Below are 21838 nucleotides of genomic sequence, written 5' to 3' on the forward strand. Positions count from 1 at the left end.
CGCTAGAATGCCGCGGATGAAAATGCCTTCCCTGCTTCCGGCCACCGCCCTCGCGCTGGCCCTCACCCTTGTCTCCACCGATGCCCTGGCCTGGGGCGCGCAAGGCCACCGGCTGGTGGCGCGGATCGCCGAAACCCGGCTGACCCCGCAGGCCCAGGCCGAGGTCGACCGCCTGCTCGCCGCCGAACCGGACCCGACCCTGCACGCCATCGCCCCGTGGGCCGATGAGCTGCGTGCCAAGGACCCGGGGCTGGGCAAGCGCTCGGCCGGCTGGCACTACGTCAACATCGGCGAAGACGATTGCCACTATGAGGTGCAGAAGCACTGCAGGAACGGCAACTGCGTGGTCGAGGCGCTGAAGGCGCAGACCGCGATCCTCGGCGACCGCAGCAGGTCCGACGCCGAGCGCGCGCAGGCGCTGAAGTTCGTGGTGCATTTCGCCGGCGACATCCACCAGCCGATGCATGCCGGCTACGGCCACGACAAGGGCGGCAACGATTTCCAGGTGCAGTTCAACAACCGCGGTACCAACCTGCACTCGCTGTGGGACAGCGGCATGCTGAACGAGCAGAAGCTGGATGACGACCAGTACCTCAAGCGCCTGCTCGCCCTGCCCAAGCCCACGCTCGGCAAGCGTTCGAACATCGATGTCGATGCCGTGCAGTGGGCCGAAGCCAGCTGCCGGATCGCCATTGCACCTGGCGTTTACCCGGACAAGCGTACGCTGGCTCCGAGCTATGCGGCGACCTATCGCCCGGTCGCCGAGCGCGAGCTGCGCCTGGCCGGTGAACGCCTGGCGGTGCTGCTCAACGACACCCTGGGCAAGCGCTGAGGTCAGTACCATGCCATTGCACGTCGCCAGTTTCTTCCACCCGGACAGCCACACCTTCAGCTACGTGGTGCATGACCCGGCGACGTTGCAGGCGGCGGTGATCGACCCCGTGCTGGACTACGACCCGGACACCGATGCACTTGGCGCCGGGCCGCTGCAGCCGTTGCTTGCGCATGTACGCGGGCACGGCCTGCAGGTGCACTGGCTGCTGGACACTCATGCCCACGCCGACCATGTCAGTGCCGGCCGCTGGCTGAAATCCCAGTGGCCGGACGCTACGCTGGCGATGGGCCAGGGCATCGTGCAGGTCCAGCGCACCTTCGCACCGCGTTACGCGCTCGATGTTCCGACCGACGGCTCGCAGTTCGATCATCTGTTCGCCGATGGCGAGCGCTTCACGCTCGGAGGAATCGAGGCCGAGGTGATCGCGGTGCCGGGACACACGAGTGACAGCGTCGCGTATCGGATCGGCGACGCGCTGTTCACCGGCGACTCGTTGTTCATGCCGGACGGCGGCACCGCCCGCTGCGACTTCCCGGGGGGTGACGCGGCGCAGCTGTACCGCTCGATCCAGCGATTACTGGCATTGCCGGACGCGACGCGGGTGTTCATCTGCCACGACTACGGCCCGGGCGGCCGCGAGGTCGCCAACCAGACCACCATCGGCGCGCAGCGCACGCACAACATCCACCTGCATGGCGGCATCAGCGAGGCCGAGTTCGTTGCCACCCGCCAGGCGCGTGATGCCACCCTGCCCGAGCCGAAACTGATGCAGCCCTCGGTGAAGGCGAACATCCAGGGCGGCCCGCCGAGGTAGTGCCGGCCGCTGGCCGGCTCCCCTGCAACGTGCGACCCGTCCGTCGTTTTCCTCAGCGCCCCTGCCGGCGCACCACGTGCTGCCCTTTCACGATCTCGAACGTGAAGCCATACAGCAGGCTCACCGGCACCGGTTCAATGCGCTCGGCGCCCTCGCAGTTGCCCCGATCCGTCGGCACGCGCTGCGGAGGGAAATGACAGACGGCCGCAGGTACAAAGCGCCACATCGCCACCGCTTCCTGGGCAGCCTGCATGAGGGGCGCGTTCTCAGGCGCATTGCCGGCGGCACAGTCGCTGCGATCGCTCACTGGCAGACTGCGTTCGACCTTGCCTTCCGCATCGATCACCAGCTGCAGGCACACCGTCGTCGGTGCCAGCGCGCGGCGCGGATCGCGATCACCGACAACCGGATCAGGCCCCGCATTGAGTTGCGGCATCCGGTAGCCCTCGGTCGGCCCCAGCTGATACGTCTCCACCTTTCCGCTCCCCTGAGCGCCGATGTCCGGATCCAGACGCTGGTGGCCCACGTTCTCGGCGCGGGTGTCCACCGTGGTGATCTGGTCGTGGCCGGCACAGCCTGCCAGGAGGGCCACCGACAGCACGGTCGCTGCCGCGCGCGTCACGCGCATCACGGCGCGGACTCCTCGTCATCCATCGCGAAGGTGACCGGAATCTTCAGCGCCGAGGCCACCGCCTTGCCGTTTCTGATCGCCGGTTCGAAGGTCCACTGCTTCGCGGCAGCGACCGTCGCGTCATCGAACACGCCCGCCGGAGTTGCGTCGAGGACGCGGACGTCGGTCGCCTTGCCGTCCGCATCGACGTCCACCCGGACGACGACCTTGCCGACGATACGCTGCTCGACGGCGATCTTCGGGTAGGACGGTGGCGGCATTCTGTGGGCAATGGCCGTGCGATCGGCCACCACGGCGCCCCCACCGATCCCGCTCGCGGCCGCGACCGCACTGCCCTGGCCAGCCCAGGCCACGGTCCCCATCCCCACGCACAGCCCGATCACCATCATCTGCCCCGTCAACCACGGCACCGTCCTGCGCTTGTGTTCCTTCAACATCGCAATACGCTCCCTCAACATCGGTTGGCTGCGCCAGTGGCAGGCCATCGGCGCAACCGGGTGGACCAACTGCGCCTTGAGCAGCGCGGTGGCGTAAAGACGGCGCAGGGCCGGATGCGGGTCGACCGTGCGGGCATCGCAGGCCAATTCCTGGTCACGCAGGAACCGGCGCGCGGCCCACGGCAGCAACGGGTGGAACCAGAACACGCAGCGCAGCAGGGCCAGCACAGCGTTTGCCCAAGGATCACCATGACGTCGATGGCTGTGTTCATGGCGCAGGATCAGGTCCTGCTCGGCCGGGCTGAAACGCTGCTCGAAATCAGGACCGACCACGATCCGCGGTCGCCACAGACCGACCAGCGCCGGCAGGCCGGGATCGCCACTGGCCTGCCAGCTGCCATCCCCCCGCGGCTGCAGCGCGCCCAGTGCATGCTCGAAGCGCCGCTGCGCCCGCCAACCGAGGCAGGCCGTCCCCACGGCCCCGAGCAGCCACACCGTCAACAGCAGCAGCGGCCACTGCGAGGTGTCGGTGGGCACGGCCGGCGCGCGCAGGACCGACGCCATCGCCATGACCGGCGCCGTCTCTGTGATCGGCAGCCGCTGCAGCGGCAGGTACGGGGCGATCAGCATCAGCGGCAACAGCCACCAGCTGCGGTAGGCCAGCGCTGCGCCCCCCAGGCGCAGCAGCAGAGGCCTGGCCGCGGCCAGCACCAGCGTCGCCACCGACAGCCACACGCTGGCCTGCAGCAGTCCATCGAGCAGGTCAGTCATGGTCCATCTCCTGGATCAGCTTTCTGAGCTCGGCGATGTCCTGCGCGCTGAGCTCGCCGCGCTGGCTGAAGTGCGCCACGAGCGGCGCGACGCGACCGTCGAAAACGCGACCGAGGAAGCCTTCACTCTGTTCGGCCACCCAGGCCTGGCGCTGCAGCACCGGCGCGTACAGATAGCGGCGTCCGTCGCGGCTGGCGCTGACCGCCCCCTTGGTCAGCAGCCGGTTGAGCAGCGTCTTGATGGTGGGCTCCGCCCAGTCGCGGCTGGCCAGCGCGGCCACTACATCGTCGGCGCCCAGCGGATGGCTGCGCCACAGCACCTCCATCACCACGGCTTCGGCCTCACTGATCTGGCTCATCATTTACACCCGTAATCGACAATCCGATTACGCCCGTAATCGAAGGGAGTGTCAACCCTTCGACAGCCGGTTCATGCAGCCGCTGCCAGCATCGGCGCATGCCCCACGGAGCCCTCGATGAGACGCTACCGAAAACTCGATGAAGTCTCGCGTCGCCGTCTGTTCAAACCGGAAATGCTGTAATGATCCGCATGATTTCGCAGGATAGCGCCGCATGACCGAACACCTGACCGACCTGGACGCCGCCGTCGACTGGCTGCTGCAGCGGGTCGATGGCCCCCTGCGCATCGGCGCCCCGCTTGCATTGGGCAAGCCGCACCGGCTGCTCAACGCGCTGTATGCACGCGTGGAAAACGATGCTTCGCGGCCACTGCAGTTGTATACCGCGCTGTCGCTGAATCCGCCGCGCGGGGGTGCGGGGCTGGAGGCACGCTTCATGAAGCCGTTCGCCGAGCGTCATTTCGGCGAGGATTTCCCGCGGTTGGCCTACGCCGATGCGATGGTGCGCGACCAGCTGCCGTCGCATGTGCAGGTGGAAGAGTTCTACATGCAGTCCGGCGCGCTGCTTGGCTCGTCGCAGGCCCAGCGCAGCTACACCAGCCTGAACTACACGCACGCCGCCGACGCGGTGGCGCAGCGCGCGCCGCACGCGATCGTGCAGAAAGTGGCGATGCGCGCGAATGATCGGCGACTGTCGCTGTCATGCAACAACGACATCACCCAGGACACGCTGGATGCGATGGTCGCGCGCGGGTTACCCCGCCCGTTGATGATCGCCGAGATCGATCCGCAACTGCCCTACCTGGCCGGTTCGGCCACGGTCGACGTGTCGTTCTTCGATCTGGTGATCACGCCACCGGGGCCGTATCCGGCGCTGTTCGGCCTGCCGCGCCAGCCGGTCAGCGATGCCGACTACGCGATCGGCCTGTATGCCAGCACGCTGGTGCGCGATGGCGGCACGCTGCAGATCGGCATCGGTACGCTGGCCGATGCGCTCAGCCATGCACTGGTGCTGCGGCATACCGACAACGCCCGCTACCGGCAGATCCTGCAGGCGCTGGATCCCAGCCTGGCCAGCCACCCGACCGTGCTGGAGTGCGGTGGCCTGGAGCCGTTCGATATCGGCCTGTACGGCTGCAGCGAAATGCTCAACGAGGGCTTCCGCCGGCTGGTCCAGACCGGCGTGATCCGGCGCAAGGTGCACGACGATCTGGCGCTGCTGCAGCGGATCGAGAACGGCACCGCCTGGACCACCGATTACGCCACCCTCGAGGCCGAGGGCGAGTACCTGCACGGCGCGTTCTACCTGGGCTCGCCGGAGTTCTACCAGTGGCTGCGCGACCTGCCCGATGACGAGCGCAGCGCGATCGGCATGCGCCGGATCAGCGAGATCAACCAGCTCTACGGCGGCGATGAAACGCTGGAGCGGATGCAGCGACGCGATGCGCGTTTCTTCAACTCCTGCATGATGGCCACCGCACTCGGCGCCGCCGTCTCCGATGCGCTCGACGACGGCCGCGTGGTCTCCGGCGTGGGCGGCCAGTACAACTTCGTGGCGATGGCGCATGCCCTGCCCGGCGCGCGCAGTGCGCTGATATTCCGCGCCACCCGCGAGGACAAGGGCACGCTGCAGTCCAACGTGCGCTGGAACTACGGACACACCACGATCCCCCGGCACCTGCGCGATCTCTACATCAACGAGTACGGCATCGCCGACCTGCGCAACATGACCGACGAGGACTGCGTGATCGCGATGGCCGCGATCACCGATGCGCAGTTCCAGGCCGCGTTGCTGGATACGGCGAAAGCCTCGAAGAAGCTGGCGACCGGTTTCACTCCGTCCGCCGATGGACAGCGCAACACGGCCGCGGCGGTCAGTGCGTCGCTGGCGCCGTTCCGCCAGTCCGGGCTGCTGCCGGATTACCCGCTGGGCAGCGATTTCACCGAGGTCGAGCAGCACCTGGTCAAGGCGCTGGGCTGGCTGAAGCAGAACACGCAGACGCCGATGGCGAAGCTGCGCACGGTGCTGGCCGCGGTGGCCCAACCTGCCGGCGATGGCGATCAGGCCTATCTGCAGCGTATGGGGCTGGAGGCGCCGAAGACGTTCGGCGAACGCATCGAGGCGCGGTTGGTGCGGTTGGGATTGGCGCGCACGGCGGCAGTGTGATGTAGATCCACGCCATGCGTGGATCCCCCCCTCAACAAACGAAAAGGCCGGGGATATCCCCGGCCTTTCGTGTTGCAGCGGCCGGGCTGAGCCCGGCGCCGCGATCAGTTCGCCAGCTGCGCCTTGGCCGCGGCCACGACGTGCTCGGCGGTGATGCCGAAGTGCTTGTACAGCGCCTCCGCCGGTGCCGAGGCACCGAAGGTGTCGATACCCACCACCGCACCGTCCAGGCCGACGTACTGGCGCCAGAAACCGGTGACGCCGGCTTCCACGGCCACGCGGTTGCGCACGGCGTTGGGCAGCACGGACTCGCGGTACGCCGCATCCTGGCGCTCGAACACGTCGGTCGACGGCATCGACACCACGCGGGTCTTGATGCCGGCGGCATCCAGTTCCGCCTTGGCGGTCACGGCCAGGCCCACTTCCGAACCGGTGCCGATCAGGATCACGTCCGGCACGCCGCCTTCGGCGTCGGCCAGCACGTAGCCACCGCGCGCGATCTGGGCGACCTGCTCGGTGCTGCGCGGCTGGTGCGGCAGGTTCTGGCGGCTGAACACCAGGCAGCTCGGACCGTCCTTGCGGGTGAGCGCCGACTTCCAGCTGACCGCCGATTCGACCGCATCGCACGGACGCCACACATCGTTGTTCGGGATGTAGCGCAGCGAGGCCAGGTGCTCCACCGGCTGGTGGGTCGGGCCGTCTTCGCCGAGGCCGATCGAATCGTGGGTGTACACGTGGATCGCGTGGGCCGGGATCAGCGCGCTCATGCGCACGCCGTTGCGGGCGTAATCGCTGAACACCAGGAAGGTGGCGTCGAACGGGATGAAACCGCCATGCAGGGCCAGGCCGTTGGCGATCGCGGTCATGCCGAACTCGCGCACGCCGTAATAGACGTAGTTGGCGTTCGGGTCGTCGGTGGCGACCGACTTGCTGGCCTTCCACAGGGTCAGGTTGGAGTGCGCCAGATCGGCCGAACCGCCCACCAGTTCCGGCAGCAGCGGCGCGAAGGCTTCGATCGCCAGCTGCGAGGCCTTGCGCGAGGCGATGGTCTGGCCGTCGGCCTGGACCTGGGCGATGTAGGCATCGGCCTTGGCGATGAAATCGGCCGGCAGCTCGCCGTGCGAACGACGGATCAGCTCATCGGCTTCGGCCGGGTACTGCGCGGCGTACTTGTCGAACTGCTGCTCCCACTCGGCCTGGCGCAGGGTGCCGGTACCGCCGGCACGCCAGCCGGCGTAGATCTCTTCCGGAATCTCGAACGGGCCGTACGGCCAGCCCAGCTGCTTGCGGGTCGCTTCCAGCTCATCCTTGCCCAGCGGGGCGCCGTGGCTGGATTCCTTGCCGGCCTTGTTCGGCGAGCCGAAACCGATCGTGGTGCGGCAGCAGATCAGGGTCGGCTTGTCGAACTGCGACAGCGCGCTGTCGATGGCGGACTTGATGCTCTCCGGATCGTGGCCATCGACGCCGCGCACCACGTTCCAGCCATAGGCCTCGAAACGCTCGGGGGTGTTGTCGGTGAACCAGCCATCGGTGTTGCCGTCGATGGAGATGTGGTTGTCGTCCCAGAAGCAGACCAGCTTGGACAGGCCCCAGGTGCCGGCCAGCGAGGCGGCTTCATGCGAGATGCCTTCCATCAGGCAGCCATCGCCCAGGAACACCCAGGTGCGGTGGTCGACGATCTCGTGTTCCGGGCGGTTGTAGCGCTGTGCCAGCAGCTTCTCGGCCAGGGCAAAGCCCACGGCGTTGGCCAGACCCTGACCCAGCGGACCGGTGGTCGTCTCCACGCCGGGGGTTTCATGGTGTTCCGGATGGCCGGCGGTCTTGCTGCCCAGCTGGCGGAACTGCTTGAGCTGCTCGATCGGCAGGTCGTAGCCGCTCAGGTGCAGCAGCGCGTACTGCAGCATCGAGCCGTGGCCGTTGGACAGCACGAAGCGGTCGCGGTTGAACCACTTCGGATTCTTCGGGTTGTGACGGAGGTAGTCGTTCCAGAGCACTTCGGCGATGTCGGCCATGCCCATCGGCATGCCGGGATGACCGGACTTGGCGGTTTCGACCGCATCAGCGGCGAGGAAGCGGATGGCATTGGCCAACTGGCGGCGGGTAGGCTGCGTCATGGTTCTGTCGGAGTCGGGAGGCTCCCGCGGAGCTGCGGGCAGCCCATTGTCCCACAGGTGATCGGCGGGGTCAGGCCGGAGACAGGCCAGGCCCTTAACGACAACGCCCCGCACAAGGCGGGGCGTCGGGAACCCGCAAGCCTGCGCAGGCTCAGTCGCGCGGGGCCGGAGCGGGTGCCGGGGCCGGGGCCACTGCGGCCACGACCGGGCCCTCGTCCACCTCGCCCTTGGCCACCAGGGTGGTCAGGGCCAGATCGCCGGTCACGTTCAGCGCGGTACGGCACATGTCCAGGAAGTGGTTCACGCCCAGGATCAGGCCGATGCCCAGCGGATTCACGCCGACCATGGCGCAGATCATCGCCACCACCGGCAGCGAGCCGGAGGGCACGCCGGCGGTGCCGATGCCGCCCAGGATGCAGACCGCCATCACCATGATCTGCTGGCCGATGCTCAGGTCCACCCCGAAGAACTGCGCCAGGAAGATCACCGTCACGCCCTCGAACAGCGCGGTGCCGTTCTGGTTGGCGGTCGCACCCACGGTCAGCACGAAGCGCGACACCTTCTGCGGCAGGCCCATCTGGTCGGCCACGCGCAGCGCGGTCGGCAGGGTGGCGTTGCTGGAGGCGGTCGAGAAGGCCATCACGGTGGCTTCCTGGGTATCGCGGAAGAACGCCAGCGGCGAACGGCCGGACAGCCACACGGCGACGCCGTAGGTCACCACCATGTGCAGCCCGAGCGCCAGCACCACCACGCCCACGTAGGCGCCCAGGCGGATGATCAGCTCGAAGCCGAACAGGGCCGCCAGGTTGAACATGAAGCAGGCCACCGCGTACGGGGCCAGCCGGATGACCAGGTTGATCAGGGTCATCGAGATTTCGAAGATGCCTTCGATGGCGCGACGCAGCGGGGCGACCTTCGCCTCATCGGTCAGCACCATCCCGATGCCGAACATCAACGCGAAGAACATCAGCGAGAGGATCGCGCCGTTGCTGGAGGCCGCCTCGACCACGTTGCTCGGCACGATCGACAGCAGCATGTCCATGCCCTTCGGCACACCATGGATGCCGGCGACGATTTCCTTGCTGCGCTCGGCATTCTCGGTAAGCATCTGCGCGGCCACGACCGGGTCCACGCCCACGCCCGGCTTGAGCACGTTGACCAGCACCAGGCCGATGCCCACGGCGATGCCGGAGAGCAGGATCGTGTAGGCCAGGGTCTTCCAGCCGATGCGGCCGAGGGCGCGGATGTCACCCATCTCCGACACGCCCATGATCAGCGCCGAGAAGATCAGCGGCACGATCAGCATGAAGATCAGATTGAGGAACAGGCCCGAGGCCGGGGTGGTGATGTAATCCATCACCCACTTGGCACCGGTATGCAGGCCGTCGATGCTGCCACCGAGTGCATGGACGGTCAGCCCGAGGACCAGGCCGATGATGAAGCCGATGCCCATTTTCCAGTGCAAAGGCAGTTTCTGCCGGGTCGTTGCGGCCTCAGTCATGGAGCGGCGTTCCTCGAAAAAATGAAATCAGCTTAGCAAAGCCGGCCGCCCTGACCGACACGCCTTTTTATGAATGCGCAGGCGGGTACAACGGCGCGAGACCATTGTCGGTTGCGGCCGCAGACGCCCGCCAGTGCGGTCCGTCATGGAAGGCCCGCCGCAGCGCCTGCCGCGCCTCGCCGACATCGCCGCCCTGCCCGCCCCAGCGGACCTGCTGCATCCGGATCAACGTGTCGCGCTGTTGAGCGTCGTCGAGGCGCTCCAGCACCTGCTCCAGGGTCTGCACGCCGCCCATCCCGGCCAGCACGACGATGATCTCGTCGAACCCATCGGCTTCCATGGCCCGGCGCAGGTCGGCGCGGGTGTACTTGCCCGCTGATGGAGCCAAGGACGCCGTGCCCTCGCCGCCCCGCACGACCCGCGGACGAGCGCGTCGGCGCCAGCCCCAGGCGAGGGTCAGCAGCCACAGCACCGCCAGGCCGGCCGACAGCGCGATCCAGCCCCACGGCCGCGCTGCGGCCTGCGTCGGTGCCAGCTGCAGGTCCGGGGAGGCGGCCGCCGGTTCGCCCGGCAGCGCCGAGGTGGTGTCCACCGGCAGGGTCGGCGCGGCGCTGCCGGCCACCCCGGCGGTGATCGCCAGCTGCAGGTCCGGCAGGCTGGCCGTGCGCGCCTGGCCGGCCGCCACGTCCCACCACGCCATGCGCAGGCCCGGGACGGTCAGCGACCCGGCCTGGCGCGGCACGATCGCGAAGCGACGGGTCAGCGTGAGCTGCGGCGTGCTGCCATTGAAGGTTTCATCGAACTGCGGCGGCTCGGCGAATACCTGGGCGCCCGGGCCCACGTCGGGCACCGGAAGTTCCGGGAACTGCGCCTTGGTCGCGCCCTCGGCCACGGCCTCCACCACCACGGTGGCCGCTTCACCGGCACGGCCGGTGGTGGGCGCAGCGGTATAGCGCAGGCGCAGCCCATGCAGCGGCAGCCACGGTTGCGGTGCCGAGGCCGGTTGCGCCTGGACCTGCAGGGTGCGCGGCGCGGAGGCCGCGCGCAGGCGGCCATCGCCGCCGAACATGTCATCGAAGAAGCCGCCCGCGCTGCGCCCGTTGAACTGCGCCGCCGGCAGCGCCAGAGGACCGCTGCGCTCGGGGATCAGCAGGAAGCGCCGCTCCACGACGTTGTAGCGGCGGCCGTTGACCTCGCGCACCTGGGTGCGGTCTTCGCCGACGCGCTGCAATGACGCACCGGCCGGCGTATCGAGCACCAGTTCACCACTGAGCAGCTGTGCGGCGTAGAACAGCCGCACCACCACGCCGACGCTCTGCTGCACATACGGCGAGGAATCGTCGACCTCGGTTTCCAGGAACACGGCGGCATTGCCCGCGGCCGCCGCCGGCGCGGACGCGGTGCTGGCGCCGACCTGCAGGGTCAGCGGCTGGGTCCGGCTGCTGCCGACCTGCAGCGCCGGAATCTGCAGGGTGCCGGCGCGCTTGGGGGTGAGTGCCACGGCGTACAGCGCGCGCGAGGTCGTCGCGCCGTTGCTCCACTGCATCTGGCGGCTGCTGGTCTGGCTGCTGAGGTCGAAATCGGCCCGCAGCGGCGCGTAGTCCGGTGCACCGCCGCCGGCATCGGATTCGATGTTGAGGGTGACGGTGTCGCCGTCGGTGATCTGCTCGCGGTCGAGCCACGCGCGGGTCTGCGCGTGCGCGGCCATGCTCGCGCACAGCAGCAGGGCGAGCCCGGCGCGCAACCAGCGCTGTATCGTGGAATGTGTCATCGCCCTTCCCGTTTCCTGCGTTCGTTTTCCAGCTGGAACTTGGCCCGCAGCAGGCTGCCCGGGTCATCCGGCACGCGGCGCATCCAGGCTTCGACCGCCTGCTGCTGCTCGCGCTGCTGCGGCGTGCCGCTGACCTGGCCCTGCGCCTTGTCGTTGCCGTCGCCCTGCCCCTGGCGCTGCATGGCCTGCTGCATGCGTTCGCGCTGGGCGGCGTCGGCCTCGGCCTGCGCCTGGCTGTCGGCGGCCTGCGGCGGCGACTTCCCGCCCTTGGATTGGCCGTCCTTCGGCTCACCGGACGTGGGCGGCGGTGACTGGCCCTGCTGGCCCTTGTCCTGCGGTGGCGCAGCGTCACCGCTCTGGCCCTGGCCCGGTTTCTTGCCGGGGTCGGACGTGTCGGACGGCGGTTGCTTTCCGTCTTTCTGATCGTTGTTCTGGTCGTTGTTCTGCGGCGATCTGCGCTTGCGGGCGGCATCGACTGCCGCGCGATTGGCGACCGCATCCGCCATGCCCGGGTGCTTCTTCAGCGCGCGGTCGTAGGCCTCGATGGCGGCATCGTACTGTCCCTGGCGCGCCAGCGCGTTGCCCAGGTTGTACCAGCCGGCATCGGTATCGATGCCCTCGAACTGCTGCTGCGCGGCCTTGAAATCGCCTTTGCGGTACGCATCCACCCCGGTGGACAGGCGTTGCTGGTCGAGCTGGTCGGCGCGTTGCCACCACGTGCCTTCGGCGGCGTGCGCCGGCATCGGCATCGCCATCGGCAGCGCTGCGATCATCACCAGCACCGCCAGGGCCCCGCGCCGACGGAACGCGACCAGCGCCAGCAGCATCAGCGGCGGCAGCAGCCAGAAGCCTTCATCGCGCCAGGTGCGGCCGTGCCCTTCACGGCTGTCATCGGCACTGACGCGCGGGGTCAACACGTCGAGCGCGGCCAGGTCCTTGTCATCGCTGGCCACGCGCGCATAGCGACCGCCACCGCGGCTGGCGACGCTGCGCAGCGAGCCCTCTTCCAGGCGCGCCCGCACGATCTGACCCTCGCCGTTGCGATAGGCCGCGCCCTGCGGCGTACCCAGCCCGAGCACGGAGACCATGAAGCCCTGCGCACGGGCCGCGGCTGCCGCCTGTTCGGCATCGGCATCGGCGCGGTCGGTGAGCAGGAGGATGTCGCCGCCGCGCGCGCCGGACTGCTGCAGCAACTTGACTGCCGTTTCCAGCGCGCGGTCGGCGCGCTGGCCATCGCGGGGCATCACATCGGGCGCCAACGCATCCAGGTACAGCGCGACATTGGCCATGTCGTCGGTCAATGGCGCCACGGCATAGGCATCGTCGGCGTACACCAGCAGGGCGACTTCGCCACCCTGGCGCTCGCGCAGCAGCGTGGCGAGCTTCGCGCGTGCCTGCAGCAGGCGCGACGGCGGCAGATCGGTCGCGGTCACCCGCGAGGACAGGTCCAGCGCGACCACCAGCGGCGACGGCGTCTGCCACAACGGCTGTGCGACCTGCCGCCACGAGGGACCGGCCAGCGCCACGATGGCGATGACCGCCCCCAGCAGCAACAGGATCAGCCCACCCCATGCGCGACGGTCGCGGCCTACCAGCAGATGGCGCAGCAGATGCGCATCCACTGTCTGGCGCCAGACATTGGCGCGACGCCGGCGCAGCCACCAGATCGCCACCAGCAGCGGCAGCACGAGCAGCGCCCACAACGCATCGGGGCGGATGAAATGCAGGGCGTTCCAGCTTGCGGTCATGTCCAGCGCCTCGGCAACAGCCACGCCAGTCCGGCCAGCAGCAGTGCCAACGCCAGCGGCACTGCGTAACGCTCGATCCGCGGCCGCACTGCCGGCCCGGCCGACCTGACCGGCTCCAGGCGTTCCAGCTCGGCGTAGATGCCGGCCAGCTCATCGGTATTGCGCGCCCGGAAAGAGCGGCCGCCAGTGAGCTCGGCGATCTTGTTCAACGTGGCTTCGTCGACCGGATCTTCGCCGGGCGCGATCTGCACGCCGAACAGGCTGATGCCGCCGTCGCCACCAAACGCCACGGTGTAGACGCGGACCCCTTCGGCCTGGGCCAGTTCGGCCGCACGCAGCGGTTCGAGCACGCCGGCGTTGCTGACGCCGTCGGTCAGCAGGATCAGCACGCGCTGGCCTTCGGGTTGTTCGCGCAGGCGCTTGACCGCCAGCGCGATCGCGTCGCCGATCGCGGTCTCGCGCCCGGCCAGGCCGACCACGCTGTCGCGCAGCTGATCGCGCACGCTGGTGAGGTCGGCGGTCAACGGGGTCAACGTGTAGGCGCGCTCGCCGAAGATCAGCAGGCCGACGCGATCACCGACGCGACGATCCAGGAAGTCGGCAAGCACGGCCTTGGCCGCGGTCAGTCGCTCGACCACCTGGTTGCCGAGCATCATGTCCGCCTCGCTCATGCTGCCGGAGACGTCCACCGCGAGCATCATCTGGCGGCCCTGCTGCGGCGGTGTCACCGCGTCACCGAGCTGCTGCGGTCGCGCAGCCGCCACGCACAGGCAAGCCCACGCCAGCCACAGCAGCGCGCGGCCCAGGCGTGGGCCCGCACCGCCCGCGGCAGCGCCCAGCGACTGCAGTTGATCGGCCGCGTAGGGCACGCGCAGTGCCGCGCCCGCGCCGGGCCGTGACGGCCACCAGCGCATCAGGATCGGTAATGGCAGCGCCAGCAGCATCCACGGCCAGGCCAGGCTGTCGAGCCAGCTCAACCACGTCGGCAGGGTGATCGCGATCATCGGCGCCGCTCCGCGAGCAGCGACAGATAACGGCGGCGTGCAAGGACGCGCAGACGCTGCACCGCTTCGGCGTCGGCACTTGGGCGGTAGCTGCCGTCGAGCAGCAGCGCGCCATCGCCATCGGAGAAGGCGCGGCTGTTCTTCTCATCCAGGAAGGCCAGCCATTCACTGCCCTGCAGCCGTTCGGCGCCGGGTTGATGCTGGCGCGCCGCGCGGCGCAGCAGGTCGGCGATCGCCGCGATCTCGGCGACCGGCGAGCCGGCTTGGGCCACCTGGGCATCGAACAGCGCCAGCCAGCGCTGGCGCGTACGCCGCCGACGCCACTGCCAGGCCCAGATCGCGGCCACCACCAGCGCCAGGGCCGCAAACACCAGCCACCACCCGGGCGCCGGCGGCCACCACGGCGGTGAGGGCGGCAACTGCACATCGCGCAGCGGCAGCGAGGCGGCGGCGCTCATGCCACCACCGCGGTCGGCAGCGGACTCAACCAGCTGTCGCTGGCGTCGTCGGTGGCCACCACATGCACCTGGATGCGGCGCGCGGCCAGACTGTTCTGCAGCGTCTCCAGCGGCGCCACGAACCGCTCGCGCCAGTGCTCGCGCACCGCAGTGCTGCCCAGATCGAGCAGCACGCGACGGCCCTGCGAGAGAAACGGCAGCGCGTCGGCCGGGGGCGCCAGTTCAAGGGGATCGACCAGCAGCATCACCACCACTTCGTGGTGCATGGCCAGCGCGGCCCAGCGGGCACTGCCGATCGTGGCCGCACGCGCCGGATCGGCCAGCACCACCACGCGCGCACCGGGGCGCAGCAGCCGTGCCGCCTGCTCCAGCGCGCGGTCCAGCCCGGCATCCTCGGCGGGCGGTTCGGCGTACCAGCGGGTCAGCGCATCGAGCACGCGCAACACGCCGCGGGTGCCACCGGCCGGTGCGATCGGCGGTTCCTGGGTGCTGCCGCGCACGGCCGCAAGGCGGTCGCCCTGGCGCTGCGCCAGCCACGCTGCCACCGCGCCGACGCGCGCGGCCTGTACGGATTTGAAGCGGACGCGGGTGCCGAAATACAGCACCGGGTCGGTATCGGCGACCAGCAGCGTCAGCCGCTCGCGTTCGGCCTGGAACAGCTTGGTATGTGCGCGTCCGGTGCGGGCTGTCACACGCCAGTCGATATGCCGCGCGTCGTCGCCGGGCACGTAATCCCGGGACTCGGCGTACTCCATGCCGCGTCCGCGTGCGGGCGACGGCGCACTGCCGGCATGACCCAGCCGGCCACGCCGCGCCGGCGGTGCGCGGTGCGCACTGCGGCGCAACGCCACCAGCTCGGCCAGACTCGGCCGCAGGCCATCGCCCTCCAGCGGCGTGGCGCTCTGCGCGGGGGTGTCCATCGCGCTCAGGGCGCCGGCACGCGGGCCAGCAGCTCGGCGACCAGGCGTTCGCCATCCCAGCCTTCGGCGGTGGCTTCATAGCTGGGCAGCACGCGATGGCGCAGCACATCGGGCGCGACGTTGCGCACATCCTCCGGGGTGACGAAGTCGCGCCCCGCCAGCCAGGCGCGCGCCCGCGCACAGCGTTCCAGCGCGATCGAGCCACGCGGGCTGGCGCCCCAGGCGATGCGCCGCGCCAGCGCCGGGTCGTAGCGCGCGGCATCGCGCGAGGCCAGCACGATTTCGATGAGGTAGCGTTCCAGCGCCGGCGCGACATGCAGCGACAGCACCGCCTTGCGGGCGGCGAACACATCGCTCAGCGGCATGCGCGCCGGCGCGGCAGCCGGGGTGGACAGCGCCTCACGGGCGCGCTCGCGCGCCAGCCGCAGGATTTCGGTTTCCGCCTCCGAATCGGGATAGCCGATCCGCACATGCATCAGGAAACGGTCCAGCTGCGCTTCGGGCAGCGGGAAGGTGCCTTCCTGCTCGATCGGATTCTGCGTGGCCATCACCAGGAACAGCGAGGGCAGCGGATAGGTATGGCGGCCAACCGTGACCTGGCGCTCGCCCATGGCTTCGAGCAGGGCCGACTGCACCTTGGCCGGCGCACGATTGATTTCGTCGGCGAGCAGGATCGGATGGAAGATCGGGCCGGGCACGAATTCGAACCGCCCTTCCTGCGGGCGCCAGATCTCGGTGCCGGTCAGGTCGGCCGGCAGCAGGTCCGGGGTGAACTGCACGCGCGAGAAATCCGCATCCAGCCGGGCGGCCAGCGCGCGGATCGCGGTGGTCTTGGCCAGCCCGGGGGCGCCCTCCACCAGCAGGTGGCCATCGGCCAGCAGCGCGGTCAGCAGGCGCTCGACGAGCGCACTCTGGCCGACGATCTCGGATGACAGGCCGTCGCGCAGCGCGCGGAAGGCATCGTGCAGGCGGTCGTGCTCCACCGGAGCGGGGGTGGGGGTATCGGGCATGGGGGGCGGCAGATTCATGGCATCCATGTGACCTCCACGGTGGGCAGAGGTTCCATCGCCATGATGGCAGGACAGTGGCGGTTACGACATCAAGATTGGCTGAACGCAGAAAGGGCCGCACAGGGCGGCCCTTTCTTCACTGCGATACAGCGCCCGTCAGTTGACGGCCGGGGCGTTCCGGGACACGCGCAGCACCTTGGGGGTCACGAACACCAGCAGTTCGGCCTTGTCCTTGTTGCGGCTGCGCTTCTTGAACAGATTGCCCAGGAACGGCACGTCGCCCAGGAACGGCACCTTGTTGACGCTGTTCCGGTCGGTGAACTCATACACGCCGCCGATAACAACAGTCTGTCCATCATCGACCAGCACGGCAGTGTTCACTTCACGGCGGTTGATGGTAGGCACGGTGCCATAGCCATCGAGGACGATGTAGCTTTCCACTTCGTCCTTCTTGACCGCCATGTTCAGGAACACGCGGTTGTCGTTGGTGATGGTCGGGGTGACCTTCAACTCCAGCACCACTTCCTTGAACTGCACGTTGGCCTGGGCCACGCCGCCGGCACCGCCACCACTGATGGTGACGTAGCCGATTTCCTTACCCTGCTTGATCACCGCTTCGCGCTGGTTGGTGGTCACCACGCGCGGGTTGGAGATCACTTCGCCGCGCGATTCTTCCTGCATCGCTGACAGCTCGACGTCCAGCAGATAGCCGGCATTGAGGATCGACAGCGCCAGCGAGCCGGGGCTCTTGAGCGCGTCGACCGGCAGGTTCCAGTTCAGCCCGCTGTTGATCGTGGACGGTGCACGGACCGGGATCGACCCGGTGCGGCCACCGGCCACCCAGTCGTTGATCGCCTTCTGGTACGCGAAATCCTTGTCCGCACGATCGTTGATGTTCTTGCCGTTCTGGCCAAGGTCGCCGCTGAAGTACACGTTGTCGCGGCTGCCACTGATGCCGAACTTTGCGCCGAGCTCGCGCGCGAAAGTATCAGTGGCGATTACGATGCGGCTCTCGATCAGCACCTGGTCGACCGGGCGATCGATCACATTGATCAGTTCACGCATCCGCGCGATCTTCTTCGGGATGTCGCTGATCATCAATGTATTGGTGCGCTCATCCGCCACGATGCGGCCGCGCGAGGACAGGAACCCGCTTTCTTCCTGCGAGTTGCTGCCACCGCCATTGCCGCCGCTGCCCCCGTTGCCGCCGCCGATGCCCTTGGCTTCGGTCAGGGCTTTGAAGATCACTGCGGCGTTGTGGTAGTTGATCTGGATGTAGTCGGTGACCAGATCCTCGCGGTTCTCGATCGCGATGCGGGCGTCTTCCTTGTCCTGCTCGAACTTGGCCAGCTCCGGTTGCGGCGCGACCCAGATCACGCCGCCATCGCGGCGCTTGTCCAGGCCTTTGGCCCGCAGCACGATATCCAGCGCCTGGTCCCACGGCACGTTGATCAGGCGCAGGGTCACGTTGCCCTGCACACTGTCGGACGCGACCACGTTGAGGTTGGATTCCTCGGCGACCAGCTGCAGCACGGTGCGTACCGGCACATCCTGGAAGTTGAAGGTCACCGGCTTGCCGCTGTAGCCGCGCTGGGCGACGGACGCCGCCGCCTGGCTCACGGTCGTAGCCGTAATCGCACCGGTCGCCGGGATGCCCTGCCGCGGGCTGATCTCGACCACGTATTCGTTGCCGCTCTGGTAGGCCAGCGACTCGAAGGCCGTGTTGGTGCTGAGCACCAACTGGGTGCCACCACCAGACGGCTTGGCGTCGATACGCTGTACCGGCGTGGCGAAGTCGGTCACGTTGATCGGCTTCTGCAGGTTCTCCGGCAGGCGCGCGTTACCGACGTCGATGACGACGCTGTTGCCCTGGCTGCGCAGGTCCGGGCTGGCGCCCTGACCGTCGAACTGCAGGATCAACCGGCCGGCGCCATCGTCACCGCGCTTGAAATCGATCTTGGACACCGACAGCGAGGCCGGTGCGGTCGCCGGGGCGGTGGAGACCACCGGTTTCGGCACGGCGCCGCTGGGCGTAGCCGCCATCAGCGTGCCGTTGGCCACCATGAGCGCGACTCCCAGCGCGCACAGGTGGAGCAACTTCTGGCGCCGGACGGAACGCAGCCGCAGGGCGTTGGAAAAGGTCATCGTGCTATCCCCATAATCATTCATTGATCTTCAAGCGCGAGCGTTGCCGGCCGTTCCAGCCAGCCACCCGCGCCATCCGGCACCAGTTCAATCAGCTCAATCCGGTCCTCGAAGACCCCGGTCACCCGCCCGTCGCTCTGCCCCAGGTAGACGCCCGGACGCACCCGATAGGTGACCTTGTCCGGCGCCATCACCAGCACGACGAGTCCGCCCCCACGGCCGATCGAACCCACCATGTCCAGGCTGTCCAGCGGGAAATCCTCCAGCGGCTCCTTGCGGCGGTTCGGATCCGGACGCAGCCCCGATCCCCCTTGCGGATTGGTCCAGGCGTCGGTAAACGGGTCGCGCATCCCCTGCGCGGAATATTCAAACGTCTCGAACTGCTGCATCACCGGCAGCGGCTCGAGCGGCGGTGCCGGACGTGCACGCACGTCGGCCACCCACTTTTCCAGGTTCGGTGCGTCGCCGGGGGTGCTGGTCACACCGCGGGCGCAACCGGCCAGCAGCAGAACCATGAACAGGCCGGATACCCGTGCGGTCGAGGTCAGGCGGCTCATTTCCGACCTCCCTTGGCGGCCTTTTCCTGCTCGGCAGCAGCCTTCTCCTGGGCTTCCATCTCCACGTCGTCCAGGTAACGGTACGTCTTGACCGTTCCGGACAACTCCAGCGCACCGCTGCGGGCGGTGATGCCGGTCTTGGGATCCTTAGGCTTCAGGTTGATGTCGTGCATGGTCAGGATGACCACGCGCGGCAGCGAGGCGACGCCACTGACGAACGCACCAAACTGGTGGTAACTGCCCACCATGCGCAGGGCGATCGGCTTCTCGGCGTAGAACTCCTTGGGCTGCTCCGCACCAGGCTGGAACAGCTCGTTGGACAGGCCGCTGGACAACGCGGTCTGCGAGATGTCGATGATCAGGTCCGGCATCTCGGTCTTGCTGGGCAGCTGGCGCAGCATCTGCTGCAGCACCTGCTCCATCTGGGTCAGCTGCTGCTTGAGCGGTTCCAGGTTGACCGCACGACCTTGTTCCTTTTCGAACTCGGCGCGCAGCTCGGTTTCCTTGCTCACCAGCGACGAAAGCTCATCGCGCTTGCCGCTGATCAGCAGGAACCAGGCCATGATCATGATGAACAGCGCCAGCAGCACGCAGAACACGACCTTGGCCTGCTGCGGCCAGTTGCCGATGTTGTTGAAGTCCAGCTCTTTGAGATTGATCTTCTGGCTCATTGCTGGCTCCCCTCCTGCCCGTTGGCAGGAGCCGGCGGAGGTGCAGGCGGAGATGCAGGCGGCACGATCCGGCTGGCTGCGGGCTTGGCCGGATCGGCGGCGTCGGGCGAGGCCGGCGCGGTCGGCGCCGGTGCCGGCGACAGCGGGACAACCGGCGCCACCGGGGGCGTACCCGGCGGTGCGGGATCGGCGGCTGGCTCGATCACGCTGCCATCGGCGGCGACCGCGTCGCTCTGCGCCGGCAGGTTTACCTTCACCACGAACATGTACGGCAAGGACTTGATGTCCAGCAATGGGCCGGTCGCAGTGGACGTTTTTTCCTTGTCCGGCGCCTTGGCCTCGATGATCGACAGCTCCGGGTTGGTCATCCAGCCCGAGCTTTCCAGGTTGCGCATGTAGGCACTGACGCGCGCATTGGACTGGGTGCGGCCTTCCAGGGTCAGCACGTCGCCCTCCTGCTTGAGCGTGGTCAGCACCACCCCGTCGGGGATCGTCCGCACCAGCGCATCGAACAGATGCACCATCTGCGAGCGCTTGGCCTGCAGTTCCTCGATCACGGCCTTGCGCGCCAGCAGGCGATCCTTCTGGCGGTCCAGGCGCTCGATCTCCTTGTTCTGCTCCTTGACCTTGTCGATCTCGGCCTGCAGGAAGGTGTTGCGATCACCCTGTCCGCTGACCTGGCGGTCGTAGTAGAACCAGATCAACAGCGACAGCAGCAGGCCGCCGATGGCGGCCGCACCGAGCATGGCGTAGAAGTCGCGCTGGCGTTGCTTGCGCCGCTCGGCGCGCCAGGGCAATAAATTGATGCGCGCCATCAGTCAAAGCTCCTCAGGGCCAGACCAGTGGCGATCATCAGCGCCGGGGCATCCTGGGCCAGGGCGTGTGCCTGCACCTTCGGGCCCAGCGTCATCTGTGCCAGCGGGTTGGCCACCACGGTAGCCACGCCCAGCTGCTCTTCCACCATGTCCGGCAGGCCGGTCAGGGCCGCGCAACCGCCGGCGAGCACGATGTGGTCGACCCGGTTGAACTCGCTGCCCGCATAGAAGAACTGCAGCAGGCGGCTGATCTGCTGGACCGTCGCCTCCTTGAACGGCTCCAGCACTTCCATCTCGTAGCTTTCCGGCAGTCCGCCCTGGCGCTTGGCCAGGCCGGCCTCTTCGTAGGTCAGCCCGTAACGGCGCATCACTTCGTCGGTCAGCTGCTTGCCGCCGAACACCTGTTCGCGGCTGTACAGGCTGCGCCCGCCGCGCAGGACGTTCAGGGTGGTCATGGTGGCGCCGATGTCCACCAGCGCGACCACGCCATCACTGGCCACCGGCAGCTCGCTGGCGACCAGGGCGAAGGCGTTCTCGACCGCGAAGGCCTCCACGTCCATCACCCGCGCCACCAGCCCGCCCAGCTCCAGCGCCGACTGGCGCAGCTCGACGTTCTCCGACCGCGAGGCGGCCAGCAGCACCTGGACCATCTCCGGGTTGTTCGGAATCGCACCCAGCACTTCGAAATCGAGGTTCACTTCCTCGATCGGGTACGGGATGTAATTGACCGCCTCGAGCTCGACCTGGGCTTCCATGTCGTTCTCGTCCAGATCGGCGGGCATCGGGATCAGCTTGGTGATCACGGCCGATCCGGCCACGGCGGCGGCGGCATGCCGAGCCTTGGTTCCGGAGCGGTTCACGGCGCGTCGAATGGCCTCCCCGACCGCTTCGACCTCCACGATGTTCTTCTCCACCACCGCATTCGGCGGAAGTGGTTCCACGGCGTAATGTTCCACGCGGAAACGATTGCCGCTGCGGGATAGCTGCAACAGCTTTACTGCAGTCGAGCTGATATCGACGCCGATAAGAGGCGACTGGCTTTTTGGGATAAGCCCCACGGTTTCTCCCCTGCCGATGGGCACTTGGACGCAGAACCTGCGACCGCGCATTA

19 protein-coding genes are annotated in these 21838 nt (G+C 68.2%); 3 read left to right on the forward strand and 16 right to left on the reverse strand.

Annotated elements, in window-relative coordinates:
* Positions 1–16: 16 nt before the first annotated feature.
* Both AB9O74_RS01915 and AB9O74_RS01920 read left to right on the forward strand, forming a co-directional pair.
* Positions 17–832 carry a S1/P1 nuclease gene (locus AB9O74_RS01915; RefSeq protein ID WP_176988351.1) on the forward strand — a complete coding sequence of 272 codons (816 nt, stop codon included), beginning with the start codon at positions 17–19 and terminating at the stop codon, positions 830–832.
* Between the two features lie 10 nt (positions 833–842).
* Positions 843–1649 (forward strand): MBL fold metallo-hydrolase, encoded by an 807-nt coding sequence (locus AB9O74_RS01920; protein WP_369348198.1) that lies wholly within the window; start codon positions 843–845, stop codon positions 1647–1649.
* 52 nt (positions 1650–1701) lie between these two features.
* Here AB9O74_RS01920 and AB9O74_RS01925 read toward each other — a convergent pair whose 3' ends face one another.
* Genes AB9O74_RS01925 through AB9O74_RS01935 form a run of 3 tightly spaced genes read right to left on the reverse strand, consistent with a single transcriptional unit; the run spans position 1702 to position 3846 of the window.
* Positions 1702–2277, reverse strand: coding sequence for a hypothetical protein (locus AB9O74_RS01925; RefSeq protein WP_369348199.1), 576 nt, complete (start codon positions 2275–2277; stop codon positions 1702–1704).
* Positions 2277–3488 carry a TonB family protein gene (locus AB9O74_RS01930; RefSeq protein WP_369348200.1) on the reverse strand — a complete coding sequence of 404 codons (1212 nt, stop codon included), beginning with the start codon at positions 3486–3488 and terminating at the stop codon, positions 2277–2279. Before AB9O74_RS01930 ends, AB9O74_RS01925 begins: the two co-directional genes overlap by 1 nt.
* Positions 3481–3846 (reverse strand): BlaI/MecI/CopY family transcriptional regulator, encoded by a 366-nt coding sequence (locus AB9O74_RS01935; RefSeq protein WP_369348201.1) that lies wholly within the window; start codon positions 3844–3846, stop codon positions 3481–3483. Before AB9O74_RS01935 ends, AB9O74_RS01930 begins: the two co-directional genes overlap by 8 nt.
* A gap of 214 nt (positions 3847–4060) precedes the next feature.
* Here AB9O74_RS01935 and AB9O74_RS01940 point away from each other — a divergent pair, with 214 nt between their 5' ends.
* A complete protein-coding gene (locus AB9O74_RS01940) occupies positions 4061–6013 on the forward strand; it encodes an acetyl-CoA hydrolase/transferase C-terminal domain-containing protein (protein WP_369348202.1) in 1953 nt (650 codons plus the stop codon).
* 104 nt (positions 6014–6117) lie between these two features.
* Here AB9O74_RS01940 and tkt read toward each other — a convergent pair whose 3' ends face one another.
* The 13 genes from tkt to AB9O74_RS02005 all read right to left on the reverse strand — a co-directional run bounded on the left by tkt (position 6118) and on the right by AB9O74_RS02005 (position 21785).
* Positions 6118–8127, reverse strand: coding sequence for a transketolase (gene tkt, locus AB9O74_RS01945; RefSeq protein WP_369348203.1), 2010 nt, complete (start codon positions 8125–8127; stop codon positions 6118–6120).
* A 151-nt stretch (positions 8128–8278) separates the two neighbouring features.
* Complete coding sequence (locus tag AB9O74_RS01950; protein ID WP_369348204.1) at positions 8279–9628, reverse strand: dicarboxylate/amino acid:cation symporter; 1350 nt, start codon at positions 9626–9628, stop codon at positions 8279–8281.
* Between the two features lie 67 nt (positions 9629–9695).
* Positions 9696–11399: a BatD family protein gene (locus tag AB9O74_RS01955; protein WP_369348205.1), complete on the reverse strand. Its 1704-nt coding sequence runs from the start codon at positions 11397–11399 to the stop codon at positions 9696–9698.
* Positions 11396–13147: a VWA domain-containing protein gene (locus AB9O74_RS01960; RefSeq protein ID WP_369348206.1), complete on the reverse strand. Its 1752-nt coding sequence runs from the start codon at positions 13145–13147 to the stop codon at positions 11396–11398. Before AB9O74_RS01960 ends, AB9O74_RS01955 begins: the two co-directional genes overlap by 4 nt.
* On the reverse strand, positions 13144–14151 hold the full coding sequence (locus AB9O74_RS01965; protein WP_176988342.1) for a VWA domain-containing protein: 1008 nt from the start codon (positions 14149–14151) through the stop codon (positions 13144–13146). Before AB9O74_RS01965 ends, AB9O74_RS01960 begins: the two co-directional genes overlap by 4 nt.
* Entirely contained in the window at positions 14148–14609 is a 462-nt protein-coding gene (locus AB9O74_RS01970; RefSeq protein ID WP_369348207.1) for a DUF4381 family protein, read from the reverse strand. The genes AB9O74_RS01965 and AB9O74_RS01970 overlap by 4 nt, the downstream gene beginning before the upstream one ends.
* Positions 14606–15529: a DUF58 domain-containing protein gene (locus AB9O74_RS01975; protein ID WP_176988340.1), complete on the reverse strand. Its 924-nt coding sequence runs from the start codon at positions 15527–15529 to the stop codon at positions 14606–14608. Before AB9O74_RS01975 ends, AB9O74_RS01970 begins: the two co-directional genes overlap by 4 nt.
* 5 nt (positions 15530–15534) lie before the next feature.
* Complete coding sequence (locus tag AB9O74_RS01980) at positions 15535–16557, reverse strand: MoxR family ATPase (protein WP_176988339.1); 1023 nt, start codon at positions 16555–16557, stop codon at positions 15535–15537.
* Between the two features lie 138 nt (positions 16558–16695).
* On the reverse strand, positions 16696–18684 hold the full coding sequence (locus tag AB9O74_RS01985) for a type IV pilus secretin PilQ (RefSeq protein ID WP_369348208.1): 1989 nt from the start codon (positions 18682–18684) through the stop codon (positions 16696–16698).
* A 20-nt stretch (positions 18685–18704) separates the two neighbouring features.
* Entirely contained in the window at positions 18705–19241 is a 537-nt protein-coding gene (locus AB9O74_RS01990) for a pilus assembly protein PilP (protein WP_176988337.1), read from the reverse strand.
* Positions 19238–19912: a type 4a pilus biogenesis protein PilO gene (locus tag AB9O74_RS01995; RefSeq protein ID WP_176988336.1), complete on the reverse strand. Its 675-nt coding sequence runs from the start codon at positions 19910–19912 to the stop codon at positions 19238–19240. Before AB9O74_RS01995 ends, AB9O74_RS01990 begins: the two co-directional genes overlap by 4 nt.
* The gene (locus tag AB9O74_RS02000) at positions 19909–20727 is read right to left on the reverse strand and encodes a PilN domain-containing protein (RefSeq protein WP_369348209.1); all 819 of its coding nucleotides are present in this window, start codon (positions 20725–20727) and stop codon (positions 19909–19911) included. The genes AB9O74_RS01995 and AB9O74_RS02000 overlap by 4 nt, the downstream gene beginning before the upstream one ends.
* Positions 20727–21785 (reverse strand): pilus assembly protein PilM, encoded by a 1059-nt coding sequence (locus tag AB9O74_RS02005; protein ID WP_019183880.1) that lies wholly within the window; start codon positions 21783–21785, stop codon positions 20727–20729. Before AB9O74_RS02005 ends, AB9O74_RS02000 begins: the two co-directional genes overlap by 1 nt.
* Between the last annotated feature and the right edge of the window lie 53 nt (positions 21786–21838).

The sequence above is a fragment of the Stenotrophomonas sp. JAG2 genome (genome assembly GCF_041080745.1).
Lineage (GTDB): Bacteria > Pseudomonadota > Gammaproteobacteria > Xanthomonadales > Xanthomonadaceae > Stenotrophomonas > Stenotrophomonas maltophilia_AA.

Bases quoted from the DNA above. Each gene is read 5' to 3' on its own strand.
- AB9O74_RS01915 (WP_176988351.1), top strand. From the start codon at position 17: ATGAAAATGCCTTCCCTGCTTCCGGCCACCGCCCTCGCGCTGGCCCTC.
- AB9O74_RS01920 (WP_369348198.1), top strand. From the start codon at position 843: ATGCCATTGCACGTCGCCAGTTTCTTCCACCCGGACAGCCACACCTTC.
- AB9O74_RS01925 (WP_369348199.1), bottom strand. From the start codon at position 2,277: ATGCGCGTGACGCGCGCGGCAGCGACCGTGCTGTCGGTGGCCCTCCTG.
- AB9O74_RS01930 (WP_369348200.1), bottom strand. From the start codon at position 3,488: ATGACTGACCTGCTCGATGGACTGCTGCAGGCCAGCGTGTGGCTGTCG.
- AB9O74_RS01935 (WP_369348201.1), bottom strand. From the start codon at position 3,846: ATGAGCCAGATCAGTGAGGCCGAAGCCGTGGTGATGGAGGTGCTGTGG.
- AB9O74_RS01940 (WP_369348202.1), top strand. From the start codon at position 4,061: ATGACCGAACACCTGACCGACCTGGACGCCGCCGTCGACTGGCTGCTG.
- tkt (WP_369348203.1), bottom strand. From the start codon at position 8,127: ATGACGCAGCCTACCCGCCGCCAGTTGGCCAATGCCATCCGCTTCCTC.
- AB9O74_RS01950 (WP_369348204.1), bottom strand. From the start codon at position 9,628: ATGACTGAGGCCGCAACGACCCGGCAGAAACTGCCTTTGCACTGGAAA.
- AB9O74_RS01955 (WP_369348205.1), bottom strand. From the start codon at position 11,399: ATGACACATTCCACGATACAGCGCTGGTTGCGCGCCGGGCTCGCCCTG.
- AB9O74_RS01960 (WP_369348206.1), bottom strand. From the start codon at position 13,147: ATGACCGCAAGCTGGAACGCCCTGCATTTCATCCGCCCCGATGCGTTG.
- AB9O74_RS01965 (WP_176988342.1), bottom strand. From the start codon at position 14,151: ATGATCGCGATCACCCTGCCGACGTGGTTGAGCTGGCTCGACAGCCTG.
- AB9O74_RS01970 (WP_369348207.1), bottom strand. From the start codon at position 14,609: ATGAGCGCCGCCGCCTCGCTGCCGCTGCGCGATGTGCAGTTGCCGCCC.
- AB9O74_RS01975 (WP_176988340.1), bottom strand. From the start codon at position 15,529: ATGGACACCCCCGCGCAGAGCGCCACGCCGCTGGAGGGCGATGGCCTG.
- AB9O74_RS01980 (WP_176988339.1), bottom strand. From the start codon at position 16,557: ATGAATCTGCCGCCCCCCATGCCCGATACCCCCACCCCCGCTCCGGTG.
- AB9O74_RS01985 (WP_369348208.1), bottom strand. From the start codon at position 18,684: ATGACCTTTTCCAACGCCCTGCGGCTGCGTTCCGTCCGGCGCCAGAAG.
- AB9O74_RS01990 (WP_176988337.1), bottom strand. From the start codon at position 19,241: ATGAGCCGCCTGACCTCGACCGCACGGGTATCCGGCCTGTTCATGGTT.
- AB9O74_RS01995 (WP_176988336.1), bottom strand. From the start codon at position 19,912: ATGAGCCAGAAGATCAATCTCAAAGAGCTGGACTTCAACAACATCGGC.
- AB9O74_RS02000 (WP_369348209.1), bottom strand. From the start codon at position 20,727: ATGGCGCGCATCAATTTATTGCCCTGGCGCGCCGAGCGGCGCAAGCAA.